The sequence below is a fragment of the Chryseobacterium formosum genome (assembly GCF_026460885.1).
Lineage (GTDB): Bacteria > Bacteroidota > Bacteroidia > Flavobacteriales > Weeksellaceae > Chryseobacterium > Chryseobacterium formosus.
The window spans coordinates 124,853-140,279 of record NZ_JAOVZW010000001.1; the positions used below are offsets into that span (position 1 = coordinate 124,853).

14 protein-coding genes and 1 pseudogene are annotated in these 15,427 nt (G+C 33.6%); 10 read left to right on the forward strand and 5 right to left on the reverse strand.

Annotation, left to right across the window (positions count from 1 at the left end; genetic code table 11):
* Positions 1-9 precede the first annotated feature (9 nt).
* The 8 genes from OF897_RS00580 to fabF all read left to right on the forward strand — a co-directional run bounded on the left by OF897_RS00580 (position 10) and on the right by fabF (position 7,936).
* A complete protein-coding gene (locus OF897_RS00580; RefSeq protein ID WP_267263747.1) occupies positions 10-630 on the forward strand; it encodes a hypothetical protein in 621 nt (206 codons plus the stop codon).
* Positions 631-652: 22 nt separating this feature from the next.
* On the forward strand, positions 653-1,021 hold the full coding sequence (locus OF897_RS00585; protein WP_267263748.1) for a hypothetical protein: 369 nt from the start codon (positions 653-655) through the stop codon (positions 1,019-1,021).
* A 105-nt stretch (positions 1,022-1,126) separates the two neighbouring features.
* A complete protein-coding gene (locus tag OF897_RS00590) occupies positions 1,127-3,808 on the forward strand; it encodes a TonB-dependent receptor domain-containing protein (protein WP_267263749.1) in 2,682 nt (893 codons plus the stop codon).
* 143 nt (positions 3,809-3,951) lie between these two features.
* Positions 3,952-4,818, forward strand: coding sequence for a helix-turn-helix domain-containing protein (locus tag OF897_RS00595; protein WP_267263750.1), 867 nt, complete (start codon positions 3,952-3,954; stop codon positions 4,816-4,818).
* An 86-nt stretch (positions 4,819-4,904) separates the two neighbouring features.
* On the forward strand, positions 4,905-5,324 hold the full coding sequence (locus OF897_RS00600; protein WP_267263751.1) for an OsmC family protein: 420 nt from the start codon (positions 4,905-4,907) through the stop codon (positions 5,322-5,324).
* A gap of 261 nt (positions 5,325-5,585) precedes the next feature.
* Positions 5,586-6,191 carry a TetR/AcrR family transcriptional regulator gene (locus OF897_RS00605; RefSeq protein WP_267263752.1) on the forward strand — a complete coding sequence of 202 codons (606 nt, stop codon included), beginning with the start codon at positions 5,586-5,588 and terminating at the stop codon, positions 6,189-6,191.
* A 5-nt stretch (positions 6,192-6,196) separates the two neighbouring features.
* Complete coding sequence (locus OF897_RS00610) at positions 6,197-6,622, forward strand: PaaI family thioesterase (protein WP_267263753.1); 426 nt, start codon at positions 6,197-6,199, stop codon at positions 6,620-6,622.
* Between the two features lie 72 nt (positions 6,623-6,694).
* Positions 6,695-7,936 carry a beta-ketoacyl-ACP synthase II gene (gene fabF / locus OF897_RS00615; RefSeq protein ID WP_267263754.1) on the forward strand — a complete coding sequence of 414 codons (1,242 nt, stop codon included), beginning with the start codon at positions 6,695-6,697 and terminating at the stop codon, positions 7,934-7,936.
* 82 nt (positions 7,937-8,018) lie between these two features.
* Here the strand turns inward: fabF and OF897_RS00620 are convergent, their stop codons facing one another.
* The gene (locus tag OF897_RS00620; RefSeq protein WP_267263755.1) at positions 8,019-8,780 is read right to left on the reverse strand and encodes a murein L,D-transpeptidase catalytic domain family protein; all 762 of its coding nucleotides are present in this window, start codon (positions 8,778-8,780) and stop codon (positions 8,019-8,021) included.
* 111 nt (positions 8,781-8,891) lie between these two features.
* A pseudogene (gene msrB / locus OF897_RS00625) lies at positions 8,892-9,235 on the reverse strand (peptide-methionine (R)-S-oxide reductase MsrB).
* Between the two features lie 314 nt (positions 9,236-9,549).
* On the opposite strand from msrB, the gene OF897_RS00630 reads away from it, so the two are divergent.
* Positions 9,550-10,794 carry a DUF445 domain-containing protein gene (locus OF897_RS00630; RefSeq protein ID WP_267263756.1) on the forward strand — a complete coding sequence of 415 codons (1,245 nt, stop codon included), beginning with the start codon at positions 9,550-9,552 and terminating at the stop codon, positions 10,792-10,794.
* Between the two features lie 139 nt (positions 10,795-10,933).
* On the opposite strand, the gene OF897_RS00635 is transcribed toward OF897_RS00630, so the two are convergent.
* The 3 genes from OF897_RS00635 to OF897_RS00645 form a co-directional block, all read right to left on the reverse strand.
* Complete coding sequence (locus OF897_RS00635) at positions 10,934-11,971, reverse strand: quinone-dependent dihydroorotate dehydrogenase (RefSeq protein ID WP_267263757.1); 1,038 nt, start codon at positions 11,969-11,971, stop codon at positions 10,934-10,936.
* A gap of 243 nt (positions 11,972-12,214) precedes the next feature.
* Positions 12,215-12,910, reverse strand: coding sequence for a pseudouridine synthase (locus tag OF897_RS00640; protein ID WP_267263758.1), 696 nt, complete (start codon positions 12,908-12,910; stop codon positions 12,215-12,217).
* A 36-nt stretch (positions 12,911-12,946) separates the two neighbouring features.
* On the reverse strand, positions 12,947-13,141 hold the full coding sequence (locus OF897_RS00645; protein ID WP_229983269.1) for a DUF4177 domain-containing protein: 195 nt from the start codon (positions 13,139-13,141) through the stop codon (positions 12,947-12,949).
* Positions 13,142-13,394: 253 nt separating this feature from the next.
* On the opposite strand from OF897_RS00645, the gene OF897_RS00650 reads away from it, so the two are divergent.
* Entirely contained in the window at positions 13,395-15,290 is a 1,896-nt protein-coding gene (locus tag OF897_RS00650; protein WP_267263759.1) for a glycine--tRNA ligase, read from the forward strand.
* The last annotated feature ends 137 nt before the right edge of the window (positions 15,291-15,427 follow it).

The following is a 15,427-nucleotide window of genomic DNA, read 5'->3' on the forward strand; positions in this document are numbered from 1 at the left end:
AAATTTATTATGAAAAATTTACTTTTTGGTCTTTTAGCAACTTCTCTAGTTGCTGTTTCATGTAAAAAAGACGAAAAACCAACATATTTAAAAGACGACGCCGGAACTCAACCGAACGTTGCAATGAATACTCCAAAACCGTCATTGATAGATCAGGCGGGAATTAAAACTTCAAATGTTCAAAACGGTTCCACGATGGTTACTGCTCCCGGAATGAATCCCCCACATGGACAACCCGGTCATAAATGTGAAATTCCTGTCGGACAACCGTTAAATGGCTCTGCTCCTGCAGCACAGCCAGCAACTCAAAATATTCAGGTTAACGGAAATAATACGGTTCAAATCGATCCAAGCGCAATGAATAAAGGGAACGCAACTCCAGTAAAAACGGCTCCCGGAATGAATCCTCCACACGGAGAACCAGGTCACAGATGTGACATTGCTGTAGGTCAACCTTTAAGCAGCAAACCTGGAGCTCCTCCTTCAACTCAAAATATGCCTGTACAAGCTCCGCAACCAGTTCCTGTTTCTCAACCTGCAGTTGCCAATACTGGTCCGAAACCAAAACTTAATCCTGCTCATGGAGAACCATGGCATGACTGTGCAAAACAAGTTGGTGCTGCACTTTAAATATTTTTCATAAATTTGCACTGTGAAACCAATACAGCTTTTATTAATTATCTTTTGCTTAGGAATTTTTCTGATTCCTAAAGATAATTTCTACGCTCAGGTTTCACAGGAAAACTGCTGTAAAACAGAATCGAAAACAAAATCTTGTTGCGATAAAAATCAAAACAACCATCACGATTCTAAAAACAGCAAACAAGACCACAAATCCTGTACTGATGACTGCTGCTCTAGCTGTGCAGTATGTTTTAGTTTTATTGAAAACAATTTCGCAAAAAACACTTTTTGGGAGTTTTCCACTTTTAAAACTTTTTCTAAAATTCAGGTACAATATTCTAATCCTTACATTTCAAACGGTTTAAAAGAGATTTGGCAACCGCCAAAATTAGGTTAATTAAAAAATGTAACGATGTAACTGTTTACCAATCTATCAATGGGTTGTTACTTTATTACATTGTTCAAGTGTTACATTAATTCAATTAATCTAAATTTTAAACAAATGAAATTATATATTACCAAGTTAATTCTTGGAGCATTATTCTTATTATCAACATTTATATCAGCACAAAATCTTTCTAAAAACCAGTTTCAGGTAAAAGGAAACTGCGAGATGTGCAAAGAAAGAATTGAAACTACAGCTATAAAAGCAGGAGCGAAATCAGCAAGATATTCCATCGATTCTCAAACACTAACTTTAGAAACTGCAGGAAACATTTCTCCCGAAAACATCCTAAAAAAAGTTGCTGAAGCCGGTCATGATAATGAAAAATTCAAAGCATCTACCGAAACTTACGAAAAGCTTCCAGGATGTTGTCATTACGAAAGAGATTTACAACCAACAATTACAACTGAAAAACATGATAATCATTCAAAAAACGAGAATGAATTTTATGTAAAAGGAAACTGTGGTTCTTGTAAAGCACGTATTGAAAAAGCTGCGAAAGATTCCGGAGCAGATTTCGCAGAATGGGATACAGAAAAACAAACAGTGACTTTAAAATTTGATCCTGTAAAAACTTCAGCAGATAAAATTTTAAAGAAAATTGCAGATGTTGGTCACGACAACGAAAAATTCAAATCAACCAATGCAGTCTACAAAAATCTCCCCGACTGTTGTTTGTATGACAGAGAAATTCCGTTTGGAGAAGCGAATCCGAAAGTTCATTTTGAAGAAGGAGCAAAACATGACGACGATAAAGATGCAGAAGATCACTCACAACACAGAAATTCAGAAAAAAACATTGAGCAAGTCAATATTTTAGGCTCAAAAGCGGCGACTTCAATCAATAAAAAAGAAGCTGGATTGGTTTTTAATATTGATAAAAAAGAATTACTAAAAGCAGCTTGTTGTAATCTATCTGAAAGTTTCGAAACAAATGCAACAGTTGATGTTTCTTTCAGCAATGCAGTTACGGGAACCAAACAGCTTAAAATGCTTGGTTTAGACCAAAAATATACAAGTTTAACAAGAGAACTTTTACCCGAAATCAGAGGTTTGGCTTCTGCGTATGGTTTGAATTTTATTCCCGGAAGATGGATTGAAAGTATTCAGCTAACAAAAGGTGGAAGTACGGTAACAAACGGCTACGAAAGTATTACCGGACAAATCAATACTGAATTTCTGAAAAATGCGGAAAAACCGGAAACATCTTTAAATCTTTTCGCCGATTTTAATGGAAGAGCTGAAGCCAATATTACAAGTGTTTCACCAATCAACGAAAAGTGGTCTCAAACATTTCTACTTCACGGAAACGGAACTTTTGGCGACACAGACATGAACGATGACAGTTTTCTTGACCGTCCGAAAGGAACTCAGTTAAACGCAGCTTACTTATTGAATTTTAACGATTTAGAAAAGTCAGGTTTTGGTTCACATTTCGGAATTAACTTTATTAAAGACGAAAGAACGGCAGGACAAATCGGTTTCGACAAGAAAATTTCTCAGGACAAACAACCACTTTACGGGGTGGGAATCGATATTTCAAGATTTCAGGTTTGGAATAAAACAGGTTATGTTTTTGCTGGAAAACCATATCAGAGTTTAGGTTGGATGAATCAATATACTTTTCATCAACAGGATAGTTTTTTTGGATTGAGAAATTATTCGGGGAAGCAACAAACGTACTATTCAAATTTGGTTTTCGAAAGTATTTTGGGAAATACCAATCATAAATACAAAGCCGGAGCGAGTTTTATGTATGACGGTTATGACGAAACTTATTTAACCAACAATTTTAAGAGAAATGAAATTGTTCCCGGAGTTTTTGCTGAATATACTTTAACGGGTTTGAAATATACTTTGGTTGCAGGAGCAAGAGCCGATTTTCATAATTTGGCAGGAACTCAATTTACTCCAAGACTGAATTTTAAATATGATTTTACACCACAAACAATTTTGAGACTTTCTGCGGGAAGAGGTTTCAGAACTGCGAATGTTTTTGCGGAAAGTCAGCAATATTTTGCCTCGAACAGAAATATTCAGATTTTGCAAAATGGCGGAGATATTTATGGCTTAAAACCAGAAATTGCCTGGAATTACGGAGCTAGTTTGCAACAGGAATTCAAACTTTTCGGAAGAAAATCTACAATTATGGCAGATTTTTTCAGAACTGATTTCCAGGATCAGGTTTTAGTAGATTTGGATCGTTCACCTCAACAGTTAACTTTCTATAATTTAGATGGAAAATCTTTTGCAAACTCTTTCCAGACCCAGTTTGACTTTACGCCTTTCAAAAATTTTGATGTGAGATTGGCTTACAAATATTATGATGTTCAGGCTGATTATTTGGATGGAAGAAGAGAAGTTCCGTTTATGGCGAAACACAGAGGTTTTGTGAATTTGGCTTACTCAACCAACAAAAATAATAATGGTGGATTTTGGAGTTTTGATACGACAATGAATGTGGTTGGGAAACAAAGACTTCCAAACAACTCAACAAATCCTGCAGAATTTCAGTTGCCGATGTATTCTGAATCTTATGCAGTTTTGAATGCACAGATTTCAAGAAATTTTAATAAAAAACTGAGAGCTTATTTAGGCGGAGAAAATTTAACTTCTTACTATCAGAAAAATGCAATTATGGATTTTAGAAATCCTTTTGGGAATTATTTTGATGGTGGAATGGTATATGCTCCGATTATGAAGGCTAATTTCTATGTCGGCTTGGATGTAACATTCTAAGGTTGAGACTAAGATTTAGGTTAAGTTTGATTTTTTTATAATTTTTGAATTATACCCTTTTCAAATTAAAAATTAAGCATGGTTTCAATAATTTAATATGATGAAATCATGCTTTTTTGTATCTTTAAATTCAAAGTAAATGAATGTCACAACCGCTTATTTTCGAAGACAATTATAAGAAACTGGGTTTAGAAAACTTTTCAGAAAACAATCTGGAGACAATTAACGGAAATAAATTCCGCTATGACATCAAGGTGTTTTTCATACCGGCTGGTTATGAACTTTCTGTAGATTTCAATCATTTTAAAACAACAAAACCCACTTTATTCTTTCTGACAAATCAGCATTTAAAAATTGAGAAAGGAAAAGAAGAAGGTATTCTCCTGTATTATAACCGTGATTTTTACTGCATTCAGATTCATGACAAAGAAGTTGCGTGTGACGGATTGCTTTTCCATAATGTTTTTGAAATTCCTTTTGTAGAACTTGATGAAAATGAAAATTCTATCATTAAAAACTTATATCAAAGTATAGAGGATGAGCTCGAATTTAAAGATTCTTCCGCCGAAGAAATGATTAGAACCTATGTAAAACAAATCATCATTCGAGCAACCAGAAAATGGAAAAAACAAAATCTTGATAATGATGTAATAAAAATTCCGAGCAGTGAATTGGATATTTTCAGAGATTTCAGCAGACATTTGGAAATTCATTTCAGAGAAAAACACAATGTTTCTGATTACGCAGATTTTCTTCATCTCGCTCCGAAAACTTTAACCCATAAATTCAAACATTTAAATCTTGAATCTCCGAATCAGTTTATTATCAACAGAATTTTATTGGAAGCCAAAAGACTTTTATTTTATACAGATAAGCCCGTAAAAGAAATTGCCTATGATTTGGGTTATGAAGATCCGGCTTACTTCAACAGACTTTTTACAAATAAAATTGGAAGCACACCTGCAAATTTCAAGAAAACTTATATTTCGGGAAAAAAGTACAATATTTAAGTCTCTTTATCTATTTATTTGGAATAATATCTGATATATCTTTGTCTCATCAAAATAACAATAATAACAACAAAAATCAAAACATTATGAAACGTAACGCAACAGCCGTTTGGAACGGAACAGTAAAAGAAGGAAAAGGTCACATCACTACTCAAAGTACAACATTGAATCAAACTCAATATTCTTTCAGCAGCCGTTTTGAAGAAGGAGTAGGAACAAATCCTGAAGAATTATTAGCAGCAGCTCATGCAGGATGTTTTACAATGAAACTAAGCGCAGAATTGACTCAAGCTGGTTTTACACCGGAAGAACTGACTACAAAATCTGTAATCACTTTAGACCCAAGTGTAGGAAAAATTACAAAATCTGAATTGACTTTAACTGCAAAAATTCCAGGAATTTCAGAAGAGGATTTTCAAAAGTATGCTAAAATCGCAGAAGAAGGTTGTCCTGTAAGTGCAGCTTTCAACTTTGAGATTACTTTGAATGCTACTTTGGCTAACTAGTAAATAATTTAAACCATTAAGATTTAATTTAAGAAGTTAAGAATATTAAGTTCTTTTGCCGTAAATAAATTTTAATGAACCAATTTTCATCAATAGGAACGGGCTTAAGCCCGTTTTTCTGTATAAAAAATCGATTGGCTTTAGCCAAAACTTTTCAAAATGAATTGTTTTAAACTCAATTGATTCTGTACATCAATTAAATTTCAAAATAAATATACCGATTGGTATATTTTATATATCTTTGTGTCAGAATTTGATAAAATGTCAAAAGCAGAAAAGACAAAACAATTTATTATCGAGAAAACAGCGACTTTGTTTAATACCAAAGGTTACATTTCTACATCTTTATCTGACATTACCGAAGCTACAGGTTTAACGAAAGGAAGCATCTACGCAAACTTTGAAAATAAAGATCAGCTTGCTCTTGAAGTGTACAAATACAACTCTGGTTTATTGGGAAAAAGTATGTCTAAATCGCTTGGAGATGAATTTCCGACCACAATAGACAAATTAAATGCTTTTGTGAATTTTTACCGTAAAAACTGGCAATTGGTTTTCGAAACTGGAGGTTGTCCTTTGATGAATGCGTCAACCGAAGCCGACGACAAATTTCCCACTTTAAAAAAACAAGTGACAGAATCTTTTAAAGGGTGGATAAAAAATATCACGGAAGTGATTGTTCAAGGACAGAAAAAAGGTGAAATTTATAAAGACTTAAATCCCAATGAATTCGGATCATTATTCATCATGCTCGTCGAAGGTGGTATTTTGCTTTCGAAAACTACCGGCGATGAAAAATACCTCAACCTTGCTTTAGACAGAATACTATTAATTATTGATAAAGAATTAAAACAAAATATCTCATAATTATTATGGATAAATTACAAATACTTAAAACTTTTATCGGAAAAGAATTCACCAAATCACCTTCTCCTTTTATGAAATGGCTAAATCCAGTTGTAATTTCCGCAGAAGAAGGTCAGATTGAATTTCAATATACTGTAAGAGAAGAGTGGCTGAATCCGATGGGAAATCTTCATGGCGGAGTTACGGCAGCAATTATTGATGACGTTATTGGTGCAACAATGTTTTCTTTAAACGAAAAAACCTTCATAGTAACCGTAAATAATAGCATCGATTATTTTTCAACTGCAAAAGAAAATGATAATATTGTAGCCGAAACGAAAATTATCAAAAGAGGAAAGCAATTTGTGAATGCACAGTGCGAAATCTGGAACGCAGATAAAACAAGACTCATTGCAAGAGGAACCTCAAATTTATTTAAAATTAATAACTAGTATGAATCATTGCTTGCAAAATTTTATAATAACTTTTTGTAATTCAATGATAAATAAATTCAACATTTATATATGAAAAGAGTTGTCATTACAGGATTGGGCGCAGTAACGCCTTTGGGAAACAATGTCGAAGAATTCTGGCAAAACAGCATCAATGGAGTGAGCGGAGCCAACAAAATCACTCATTTTAATACCGAAAAATTTAAATTGAATTTCGCCTGTGAAGTTAAAAACTTTGATCCTAAAGTTTATCTAAATCACAATGAAATAAAGAGAAGCGATTTGTTTTCTCAATATGCAATGTATTCATCTGCAGAAGCTTTACAAGATTCAGGATTGGAGCTTGATAAGATGGATCCTTTTGATACAGGTGTAATTTGGGGAACCGGACAAGGCGGAATGTGGACTTTCGAAAGTGAAGTAATGAATTTTGCAGCAAACGACGAAAATCCAAGATTTAATCCGTTTTTCGTTCCTAAATTTATTGCAAACATGGCTTCAGGAATGATTTCAATGAAGTTTGGGCTTCAGGGAATTAATTACACAACGATTTCTGCTTGTGCAACGGGAAATACCGCTTTGATGGATGCTTTTAATTATATTCGTTTAGGAAAAGCAAAAGTGATTGTTAGCGGTGGTTCAGAAGCTGCAATTACTCCGGCTTCTGTTGGAGGATTTTCTGTAATGAAAGCAATGTCTACAAGAAACGATGATTTTGCAACGGCAAGTCGACCTTATGATGCAGATCGAGATGGTTTTGTAATGGGAGAAGGAGCCGGAGCTTTGGTTTTGGAAGAATACGAACATGCAAAAGCAAGAGGTGCAAAAATCTACGCAGAACTAGCAGGAGCAGCAATGACAGCAGATGCTTATCACATGACTGCACCTCATCCCGATGGAGTTGGAGCTATAAAAGCAATGCAATTGGCATTAAATGAAGCTGGAGCAAATGTAGAGGATATTGATTATATAAATCCGCACGCAACATCTACTCCACTTGGAGATTTGGTCGAATTAAAAGGAATCGGCAAGTTATTTAAAGGAAGTAAAAATTTGGATTTGAGTGCTACAAAATCAATGACAGGTCATTTATTAGGAGCAGCCGGAGCAGCAGAAGCAATTCTTTCTATTAAAGCTATTGAAAAAGGAATTATTCCACCAACGATTAACCTTCACAATATTGACGAAAACATTCCGAAAGATGTGAATATTATTTTTGGAGAAGCAAAAGAGAAAAACATCAATTTTGCTTTAAGTAATGCATTTGGTTTTGGAGGGCACAATGCGACTTTGGTGTTTAAGAAGTTTTCTTAAATTTTACACTTACGCAGATATTTCAGATAACGCAGATTTTTAATTAAATAAAAAAGCAGTCAAAATATTGACTGCTTTTGTTTTATGCTTCTCTCAACCATTCCGATGATGAAAGATAGTTCTGATCGGGATAGTAAATAAAGAGACAGTTTTTTCCTTTTATTGTATTGATGATGGGTTCTGTCAAGTTTCTTGGAATTGCAGGACAGCCCCAACTTCTTCCGATTCTTTTGTGAGCTGCAGCAAATTCTTCACTTACATAATCTGCTCCATGCATTACGACAGCTCGCTTATATGCTGCATCGTTGAAGCCTTTATCCATACCCAAAAGTTTTAAAGAATATCCGTTATCACCATTGTAAGTAGATTCTGTTATGTAAAAACCCATACTGCTTTGAAGTGAACTTTCGGTATTAGAAAAATTTGTAGCAAATTCTTCACCTGTATTTTTTCCGTGAGCAACCAAAGAATTGAAAAGTACTTTTTTCTCATTCATATCGATTACCCAAAGTCTTTTTGTGTTGGATGACATTGAGAAATCACAGACCGTTAATAAATGTGCGCTTTCGTCTAATTTCCCAGCTTTTTTAAGATTAGCAAAACCTAAAATTGCCTTAGAAAAAACATCAAAGTTTAGCTTGTTATCACTTTCAAATAATATAGAATTGTAAAGTTCTTCTGAGGAACTCATTTCATTTGTGCTTTTTTCAGATTTAATTTCAACTGCAGTTTCTATTTTTTTTGTGTTTAATATTTCGCTTGCTACTCCAACCTTTTCAGGAGAAAGATAAAACGAAGTTGTTACCATGTACACAATGCCTAATAAGCTATAAAATCCTTTCATTAAATATTATGTTAAATTAAAATTGCGGGTACAAATTTATAAAATCATAATTATCAATCAGTTAAATCTAAAAAAGTTTAACGCAATTTAAGAAACTTTAACTCACCCATTTTACTTTTCAGAATCTGGTACAAACTCCAAACTTATAGAATTCATGCAGTATCGAGTGCCTGTTGGAGCCGGTCCGTCATTAAAAACATGACCCAAATGAGAATCACAACGCTTGCAAACAACTTCAATTCTTTCCATTCCGTGAGAAGAATCCCGGTTATATCCTACTCCATTTTTATCGGCTTCAAAAAAACTTGGCCAGCCACAACTGCTCGTAAATTTTGATTAGAACGGAAAAGATGATTTCCACAAACCGCACAGTAATATTCTCCTAATTCATCAAACTCATTGTAAGTTCCGGTAAAAGGTCTTTCTGTAGCCGCTTCTCTCGCAATTGCATACAAATCGGGAGATAGAATTTTGAACCATTCATCATTGGAAATATTAAGTTTTGCAGTATCGGTTCTTGAGTAATATGGATTGTTTTTTGCTTCGTTTTGCATAAGATTATTTTAAATTAACATTTTAATTTAGTCACAAAATATTTAAATACAATAGATTAGCAAGTTAAATTTTCAATATATAAAAGAGTATACTAGTTTTTGAAAACCTTTGATTTTCTTCTTATATATATTTTAGATCTAACTTAAAATTTCAAATACATCTTTGTGACTTTTGTGGTAAAAGAATTACAACCAAATTTAGTAAATTTGAGAATATGAATGACGAAAACAAACGAAAACAGCTCAGAAAATATAAAACGTTCGCTACAGGACTTTTTGTTTTAATGGCTTTAGTTTTTATTATAACTACAATTTTACAGAAAACTCACGATTCTCATTGGATTGGTTATGTCCGCGCATTTTCCGAAGCGGCAATGGTCGGAGCTTTGGCAGATTGGTTTGCTGTGACTGCACTTTTCCGTCATCCACTTGGTTTACCAATTCCACATACAAATCTGATTGAAAACAGTAAGCAAAAACTGGGTGATAATCTGGGGAATTTTGTTGTGTCTAATTTTCTTTCGCCTGAAAATATTCGTCCCTACATTCAAAAACTAAAAATCTCTGGTTTTGTCGGAGAATGGCTTGGAAAGGATAAGAATCAAGAGGCTTTAATTAAAAATCTCTCAGACATTATTTTAGATATTTTAAATAAACTTGATGATTCTGAAGTCAGTCTATTTATCAGCAAAAAAGTATCGGAAATGACAGACAATATTAAGTTGAATGCCATTCTCGGAAACGGAATTATCTATCTTTTAGACAAAAACGACCATCAGAAAATTATTACCAATCTTTCAAAACAGATCAAAGATTATATTGTTGAAAATGATGACATGATTCAGGAAAGGGTAAAAAAAGGCAGCTATACTTTTATTCCGTCGTTCGTTGATAATAAAATTGCCGACAAAATCTCAAACGGACTTGCCGATTTTTTTAAAGAAGTGGAAGAAAATCCAAATCATGAAATTCGGGATTTAATTACGAGGAAAATCTATGAATTTTCAAATGATTTAAAAGAAGATCCGAAATGGAATGATGAATTTAAAACCATAAAAAATGATCTTTTAAAGAACGATAAATTAGCAGAATATTCAACCGACATCTGGACTTCTATTAAAAAAACATTGATGGAAGAACTTCAAAATGATGATTCTACTTTAAAAAATTATCTTTCGAAAAACCTGAGTGAATTTTCTCAAAATTTAAAAACCGATGAAAATCTTCAGAATAAAATCGACAATTGGGTGAGAGTTACGGCTTACAAATATATTTTACGAAATACACATCAAGCTTCGACTTTAATCAGCTCAACCGTTGGAAATTGGCAGGGAAAAGAATTAAGTCAAAAACTGGAGCTGGAAGTAGGAAAAGATTTACAATTCATACGCGTTAACGGAACTTTGGTTGGAGGTTTGGTCGGATTGATTATTTATACGATATCTCATTTTTTCCTTTAAAAACTAAAATATATCACGCAGATTCAGCAAATTTTGAAGATAAAGTTCTTAATAAATCTGCTTTATCCGTTATATCTGCGAGATAACAAAAAAGCAAAACCTCATCGATTTTGCTTTCATACTTTTTTAATATTTTAATTTATCTAGAAATTCTACTCGCTCTCGTCAAAATTTCCTGATTAATATCGTTAATCAATTGTGGTCCTTCGTAGATAAATCCTGTATACAACTGAACCAAAGTTGCTCCAGCATCCAGTTTTTCAATTGCGTCTTTAGCAGAATGAATTCCACCAACTCCAATAATTGGGAACGCTCTGTTACTTTTATCGGAAAGATATTTAATCATTTTTGTACTTCTTTCACGAATTGGTTTCCCACTTAAACCACCGTTTCCGATTTGTTCTAAAACTTCTGGAGACGTTTTTAAACCTTCTCTATTGACAGATGTATTTGAAACTACAATTCCGTCAATTTTTGTATCTGCAATAAGTTCAATAATTTCGTCTAATTGCTGGTTGTTTAAATCCGGAGCAATTTTTAAAAGTATTGGTTTTTGAGTGGGCTTTTTCTGATTGATTTCTTTAACTGCTGTAATTAATTCTCTCAAGTATTCTACATCTTCCAGTTTTGCATGGCTTCCTACATTCGGGCAACTCACATTCAGTACAAAATAATCTACATAAGGATGAAGCCCTTCGAAACAATCTAAGTAATCCTGAGTGTAATTTTCAGGCGTTGTGTTGGTGTTTTTTCCGATGTTTCCGCCGATGATGATTTTTCCTTTGTTGCCTTTCAGCTTTTGTATTGCTTCTTCAAGACCATCGTTATTGAAACCCATTCTGTTGATGATTCCGCCGTCTTCGAGCAAACGGAAAAGTCTTTTCTTAGGATTTCCGGCTTGAGCTTTTGGCGTCACGGTTCCAATTTCTACAAATCCGAAACCTAAATCGCCTAATTCGTTGAACAAAACCGCATTCTTATCAAAACCTGCAGCCAAACCAACCGGATTTTTGAATTTTAATCCGAAAACTTCTCTTTCAAGACGTTTATCTACTATTGGTTTTGGAAGAAATAATTTTGTGAGAAACCCAAAATTTTTAAGCATTGAAAAAGTAAAATGGTGTACTTCTTCAGGATCAAATTTGAAAAGAATCGGACGAATGAGCGATTTATACATTGAAAAAAAGTTTTACAAAAATAATCATTTTAAAATTAACGGATTATTGATGTGGGATAGTTTATTTAAATGAAGATTATTTATTTGAAATTAATTTTAAAAACACAAATTTCACAAATGTTTTTCGCAAACAGACACAAAGTTTGTCATTCTGGAGGAATCTAAACCTCAAAACATTTCAATGAAGTCTCTTTAATAATTCGCCGAGATCCTTTCAGGATGACAAACTGAGCGTGTAATTTTTTAAGAATACGCACTTAAATCGAGTTTCAAAATATCCCCTACTCTTTTGAAATCTTGGTCAATGGTTGCATTTAAGGTGATTTTTTCATTGGAAAGAGGATGATTAAAAATCAATTGATGCGCATGAAGCGTCATTTTGTTGATACCAAATGTTTGAAGCCATAACTTATTTTGTTTATTGCAACCATGCTTGCGACAGCCCAAAATCGGATGCAAAATATGTTTAAAATGCTTTCTCAACTGATGAAATCTTCCCGTTTCAGGAATTGCTTCTACTAAACAATATCTCGAAGTTTGATGCTTTAAAAATGGCAAATCTATTTCCGAAGCTTGTAAACGACGATAATAAGTTACAGCATTTTGCTTTACTTCATTTTCATTCACTAAGTCGTAATCGATGGTTTCTTCTTCTTTCGCCCAGCCACGGAGAATGGCGATGTATTTCTTCTCAACCTTTTTCTCTTCAAACTGAGTGCTCATGAGTCGCAAAGTGTCTTTATCTAAAGTAAACAACAAAACGCCCGAAGTTTTTCGGTCAAGTCGATGTACCGGATACACTTTTTGTCCAATCTGATTTCTCAATTCCTGAATTGCATATGTATCTGCTTCTCCAGAATAGAAAGATTTATGAACCAATAATCCGCTAGGTTTATTGATGGCAATAAGATGTTCGTCACGATAAAGAATTTCTAACATGAGGCAAAAGTAGGAAAACTATACTACAAGACCGAACTATTGTTCGCGCTTAAAAGTGTAGTGAAAGATATAGGTTCCCATGTATTCTCTGCTTTCCACACTTACCAATTCCCAACCTTCATTACCATATTGGTTTAATGTTTTATCTATTTCATTCGGATCATATTCTACAGTCCAAAAACTTACTTTAGGCTTTACCACAATCGTTTTATATTCAAATCTTTTCTTCATAACACATATTTTATTTACAATATATAATAAATTTTAAACATATTCTTTCCTTTATGTCTGACTTAATTTTTTAAACGCACTTCCGTCAATAGCCCTGATTGCAGCGACATCCTTTTGTGATGAGGAACGAAGAGCAAAAGATATAGCGGAAAGCAGGTTCCCGGCTCCTAAAAATCTGCAACGCAAAAACTTCCATCATCTCCCTTCCTACTTCCTGCTTTTTCACTATTTTTGCATTCAAGACGAAAAATTTATGGCAAAGCAAGAAGATGTTTTCAAGAAAGTGATTTCTCACGCTAAGGAATATGGGTTTATTTTCCCTTCGAGTGAGATTTATGATGGTTTATCTGCAGTGTATGACTACGGACAAAACGGTGCAGAACTGAAAAATAATATCAAACAATATTGGTGGAAAGCGATGGTACAGCTGAACGAAAATATTGTGGGTATTGATTCGGCGATTCTGATGCACCCAACTACTTGGAAAGCTTCTGGCCACGTTGATGCTTTTAATGATCCTTTGATTGATAATAAAGATTCTAAAAAACGTTTCAGAGCAGACGTTTTGGTAGAAGATTACTGTGCGAAAATTGAAGATAAGGTAAGAAAAGACTTTTTGAAAAAGAAAAGTTATTTTGAAAACTTTAACGAATTTAATGTTTTTTGTAATAAAACGTATGCTTTATATCGTGGATATTTAAATATAGATGAATTTAGAAGATATAGAGATTTTATCAAAGATTTAAAAGAAAGTTTAGCAAACTACGATATAAATAATTTAATTGGCTTTAATCATATAGTTGTTGATGACAATTATGAAATAGTTGATTTAGCAAATAAATCGCAATATTTAATTTCAGATTTTAAATCTTTCTTAGATTTTAAAAAGAGTATTTATTATCTAAATTACAATGATATCAGAATATTAACTCTAGATAATTATTCTGACACAAAAAAAAGAGTTGAAGATATATTTGAAAAATATGATAGGAACCTACTCATAGAAAATTTAAATTTCTTGTTAGCTAACGAACGATTGGTTGAAAAGATTTATGATTGCTCAAAAATTCTTTCAAGATTAGCAAAATCATTAGAAAATGAAGACCTTGCCGATGTAAAAGCTTTAATTGAAGAGTTGGAAATCGCTGATCCTGATACAGGTTCAAAAAACTGGACGGAAGTAAGGCAATTCAACTTAATGTTTGGAACTAAATTGGGTGCTTCTGCAGATTCTGCGATGGATCTTTATTTAAGACCGGAAACCGCTCAGGGTATTTTCGTGAATTTCTTAAATGTTCAGAAAACTTCACGCCACAGACTTCCTTTTGGTATTGCTCAAATCGGAAAAGCTTTTAGAAATGAGATTGTTGCAAGACAGTTTATTTTCAGAATGCGTGAATTCGAGCAGATGGAAATGCAGTTTTTCGTTGCTCCGGGAACAGAATTGGAATTCTACGAACAATGGAAGCAAAAACGTCTGAACTGGCATTTGGCTTTAGGTTTAGGAAATGACAATTACAGATTCCACGATCACGAAAAATTAGCACATTATGCTAATGCTGCGGCGGATATTGAATTTAATTTCCCGTTTGGTTTCAAGGAACTAGAAGGTATTCACTCGAGAACAGATTTCGATTTGAAAGCACATGAGAAATTTTCTGGCAGAAAATTACAGTTTTTCGATCCTGAAAGAAATGAAAACTATGTTCCTTACGTGGTGGAAACTTCTGTTGGTTTAGATAGATTATTCCTTTCTTTATTCTCTCATTGTTTAAGAGACGAAGTGCTGGAAGATGGTTCAGAAAGAACAGTTTTATCTTTACCTCCAGCTTTAGCACCAATTAAAGCGGCGATTTTACCATTGATGAAGAAAGACGGTTTAGCCGAATATGCAGAAAAAATATTTGATGATTTAAAATACGATTTCAACCTATTCTACGAAGAAAAAGATGCCATCGGAAAACGTTACAGAAGACAGGATGCGATTGGAACACCTTACTGTATTACAATCGACCACGATTCGTTAACGGAGCACACCGTAACGATAAGAGACAGAGACACAATGCAGCAGGAAAGAGTTCCGGTTTCTGAGTTGAGAAGAATTATTGATGAGAAAACAAACTTCAGAAATTTACTTTCTAAAATATAGATTGAAAGCCTTGAGAGATCAGGGCTTTTTTATTGGTTTTAATTTTAGTAAATTTTGGATAAAGCCAATTGCAAACAACTTATCATAAATCGGACTAAAGCCTCCTCCTATTGATAAATCATTAATAATAATTTGAC

Bases quoted from the DNA above. Each gene is read 5' to 3' on its own strand.
- OF897_RS00610 (WP_267263753.1), top strand. From the start codon at position 6,197: ATGGATAAATTACAAATACTTAAAACTTTTATCGGAAAAGAATTCACC.
- OF897_RS00590 (WP_267263749.1), top strand. From the start codon at position 1,127: ATGAAATTATATATTACCAAGTTAATTCTTGGAGCATTATTCTTATTA.
- OF897_RS00650 (WP_267263759.1), top strand. From the start codon at position 13,395: ATGGCAAAGCAAGAAGATGTTTTCAAGAAAGTGATTTCTCACGCTAAG.
- OF897_RS00600 (WP_267263751.1), top strand. From the start codon at position 4,905: ATGAAACGTAACGCAACAGCCGTTTGGAACGGAACAGTAAAAGAAGGA.
- OF897_RS00580 (WP_267263747.1), top strand. From the start codon at position 10: ATGAAAAATTTACTTTTTGGTCTTTTAGCAACTTCTCTAGTTGCTGTT.
- OF897_RS00605 (WP_267263752.1), top strand. From the start codon at position 5,586: ATGTCAAAAGCAGAAAAGACAAAACAATTTATTATCGAGAAAACAGCG.
- OF897_RS00635 (WP_267263757.1), bottom strand. From the start codon at position 11,971: ATGTATAAATCGCTCATTCGTCCGATTCTTTTCAAATTTGATCCTGAA.
- OF897_RS00595 (WP_267263750.1), top strand. From the start codon at position 3,952: ATGTCACAACCGCTTATTTTCGAAGACAATTATAAGAAACTGGGTTTA.
- OF897_RS00640 (WP_267263758.1), bottom strand. From the start codon at position 12,910: ATGTTAGAAATTCTTTATCGTGACGAACATCTTATTGCCATCAATAAA.
- OF897_RS00620 (WP_267263755.1), bottom strand. From the start codon at position 8,780: ATGAAAGGATTTTATAGCTTATTAGGCATTGTGTACATGGTAACAACT.
- OF897_RS00645 (WP_229983269.1), bottom strand. From the start codon at position 13,141: ATGAAGAAAAGATTTGAATATAAAACGATTGTGGTAAAGCCTAAAGTA.
- fabF (WP_267263754.1), top strand. From the start codon at position 6,695: ATGAAAAGAGTTGTCATTACAGGATTGGGCGCAGTAACGCCTTTGGGA.
- OF897_RS00630 (WP_267263756.1), top strand. From the start codon at position 9,550: ATGAATGACGAAAACAAACGAAAACAGCTCAGAAAATATAAAACGTTC.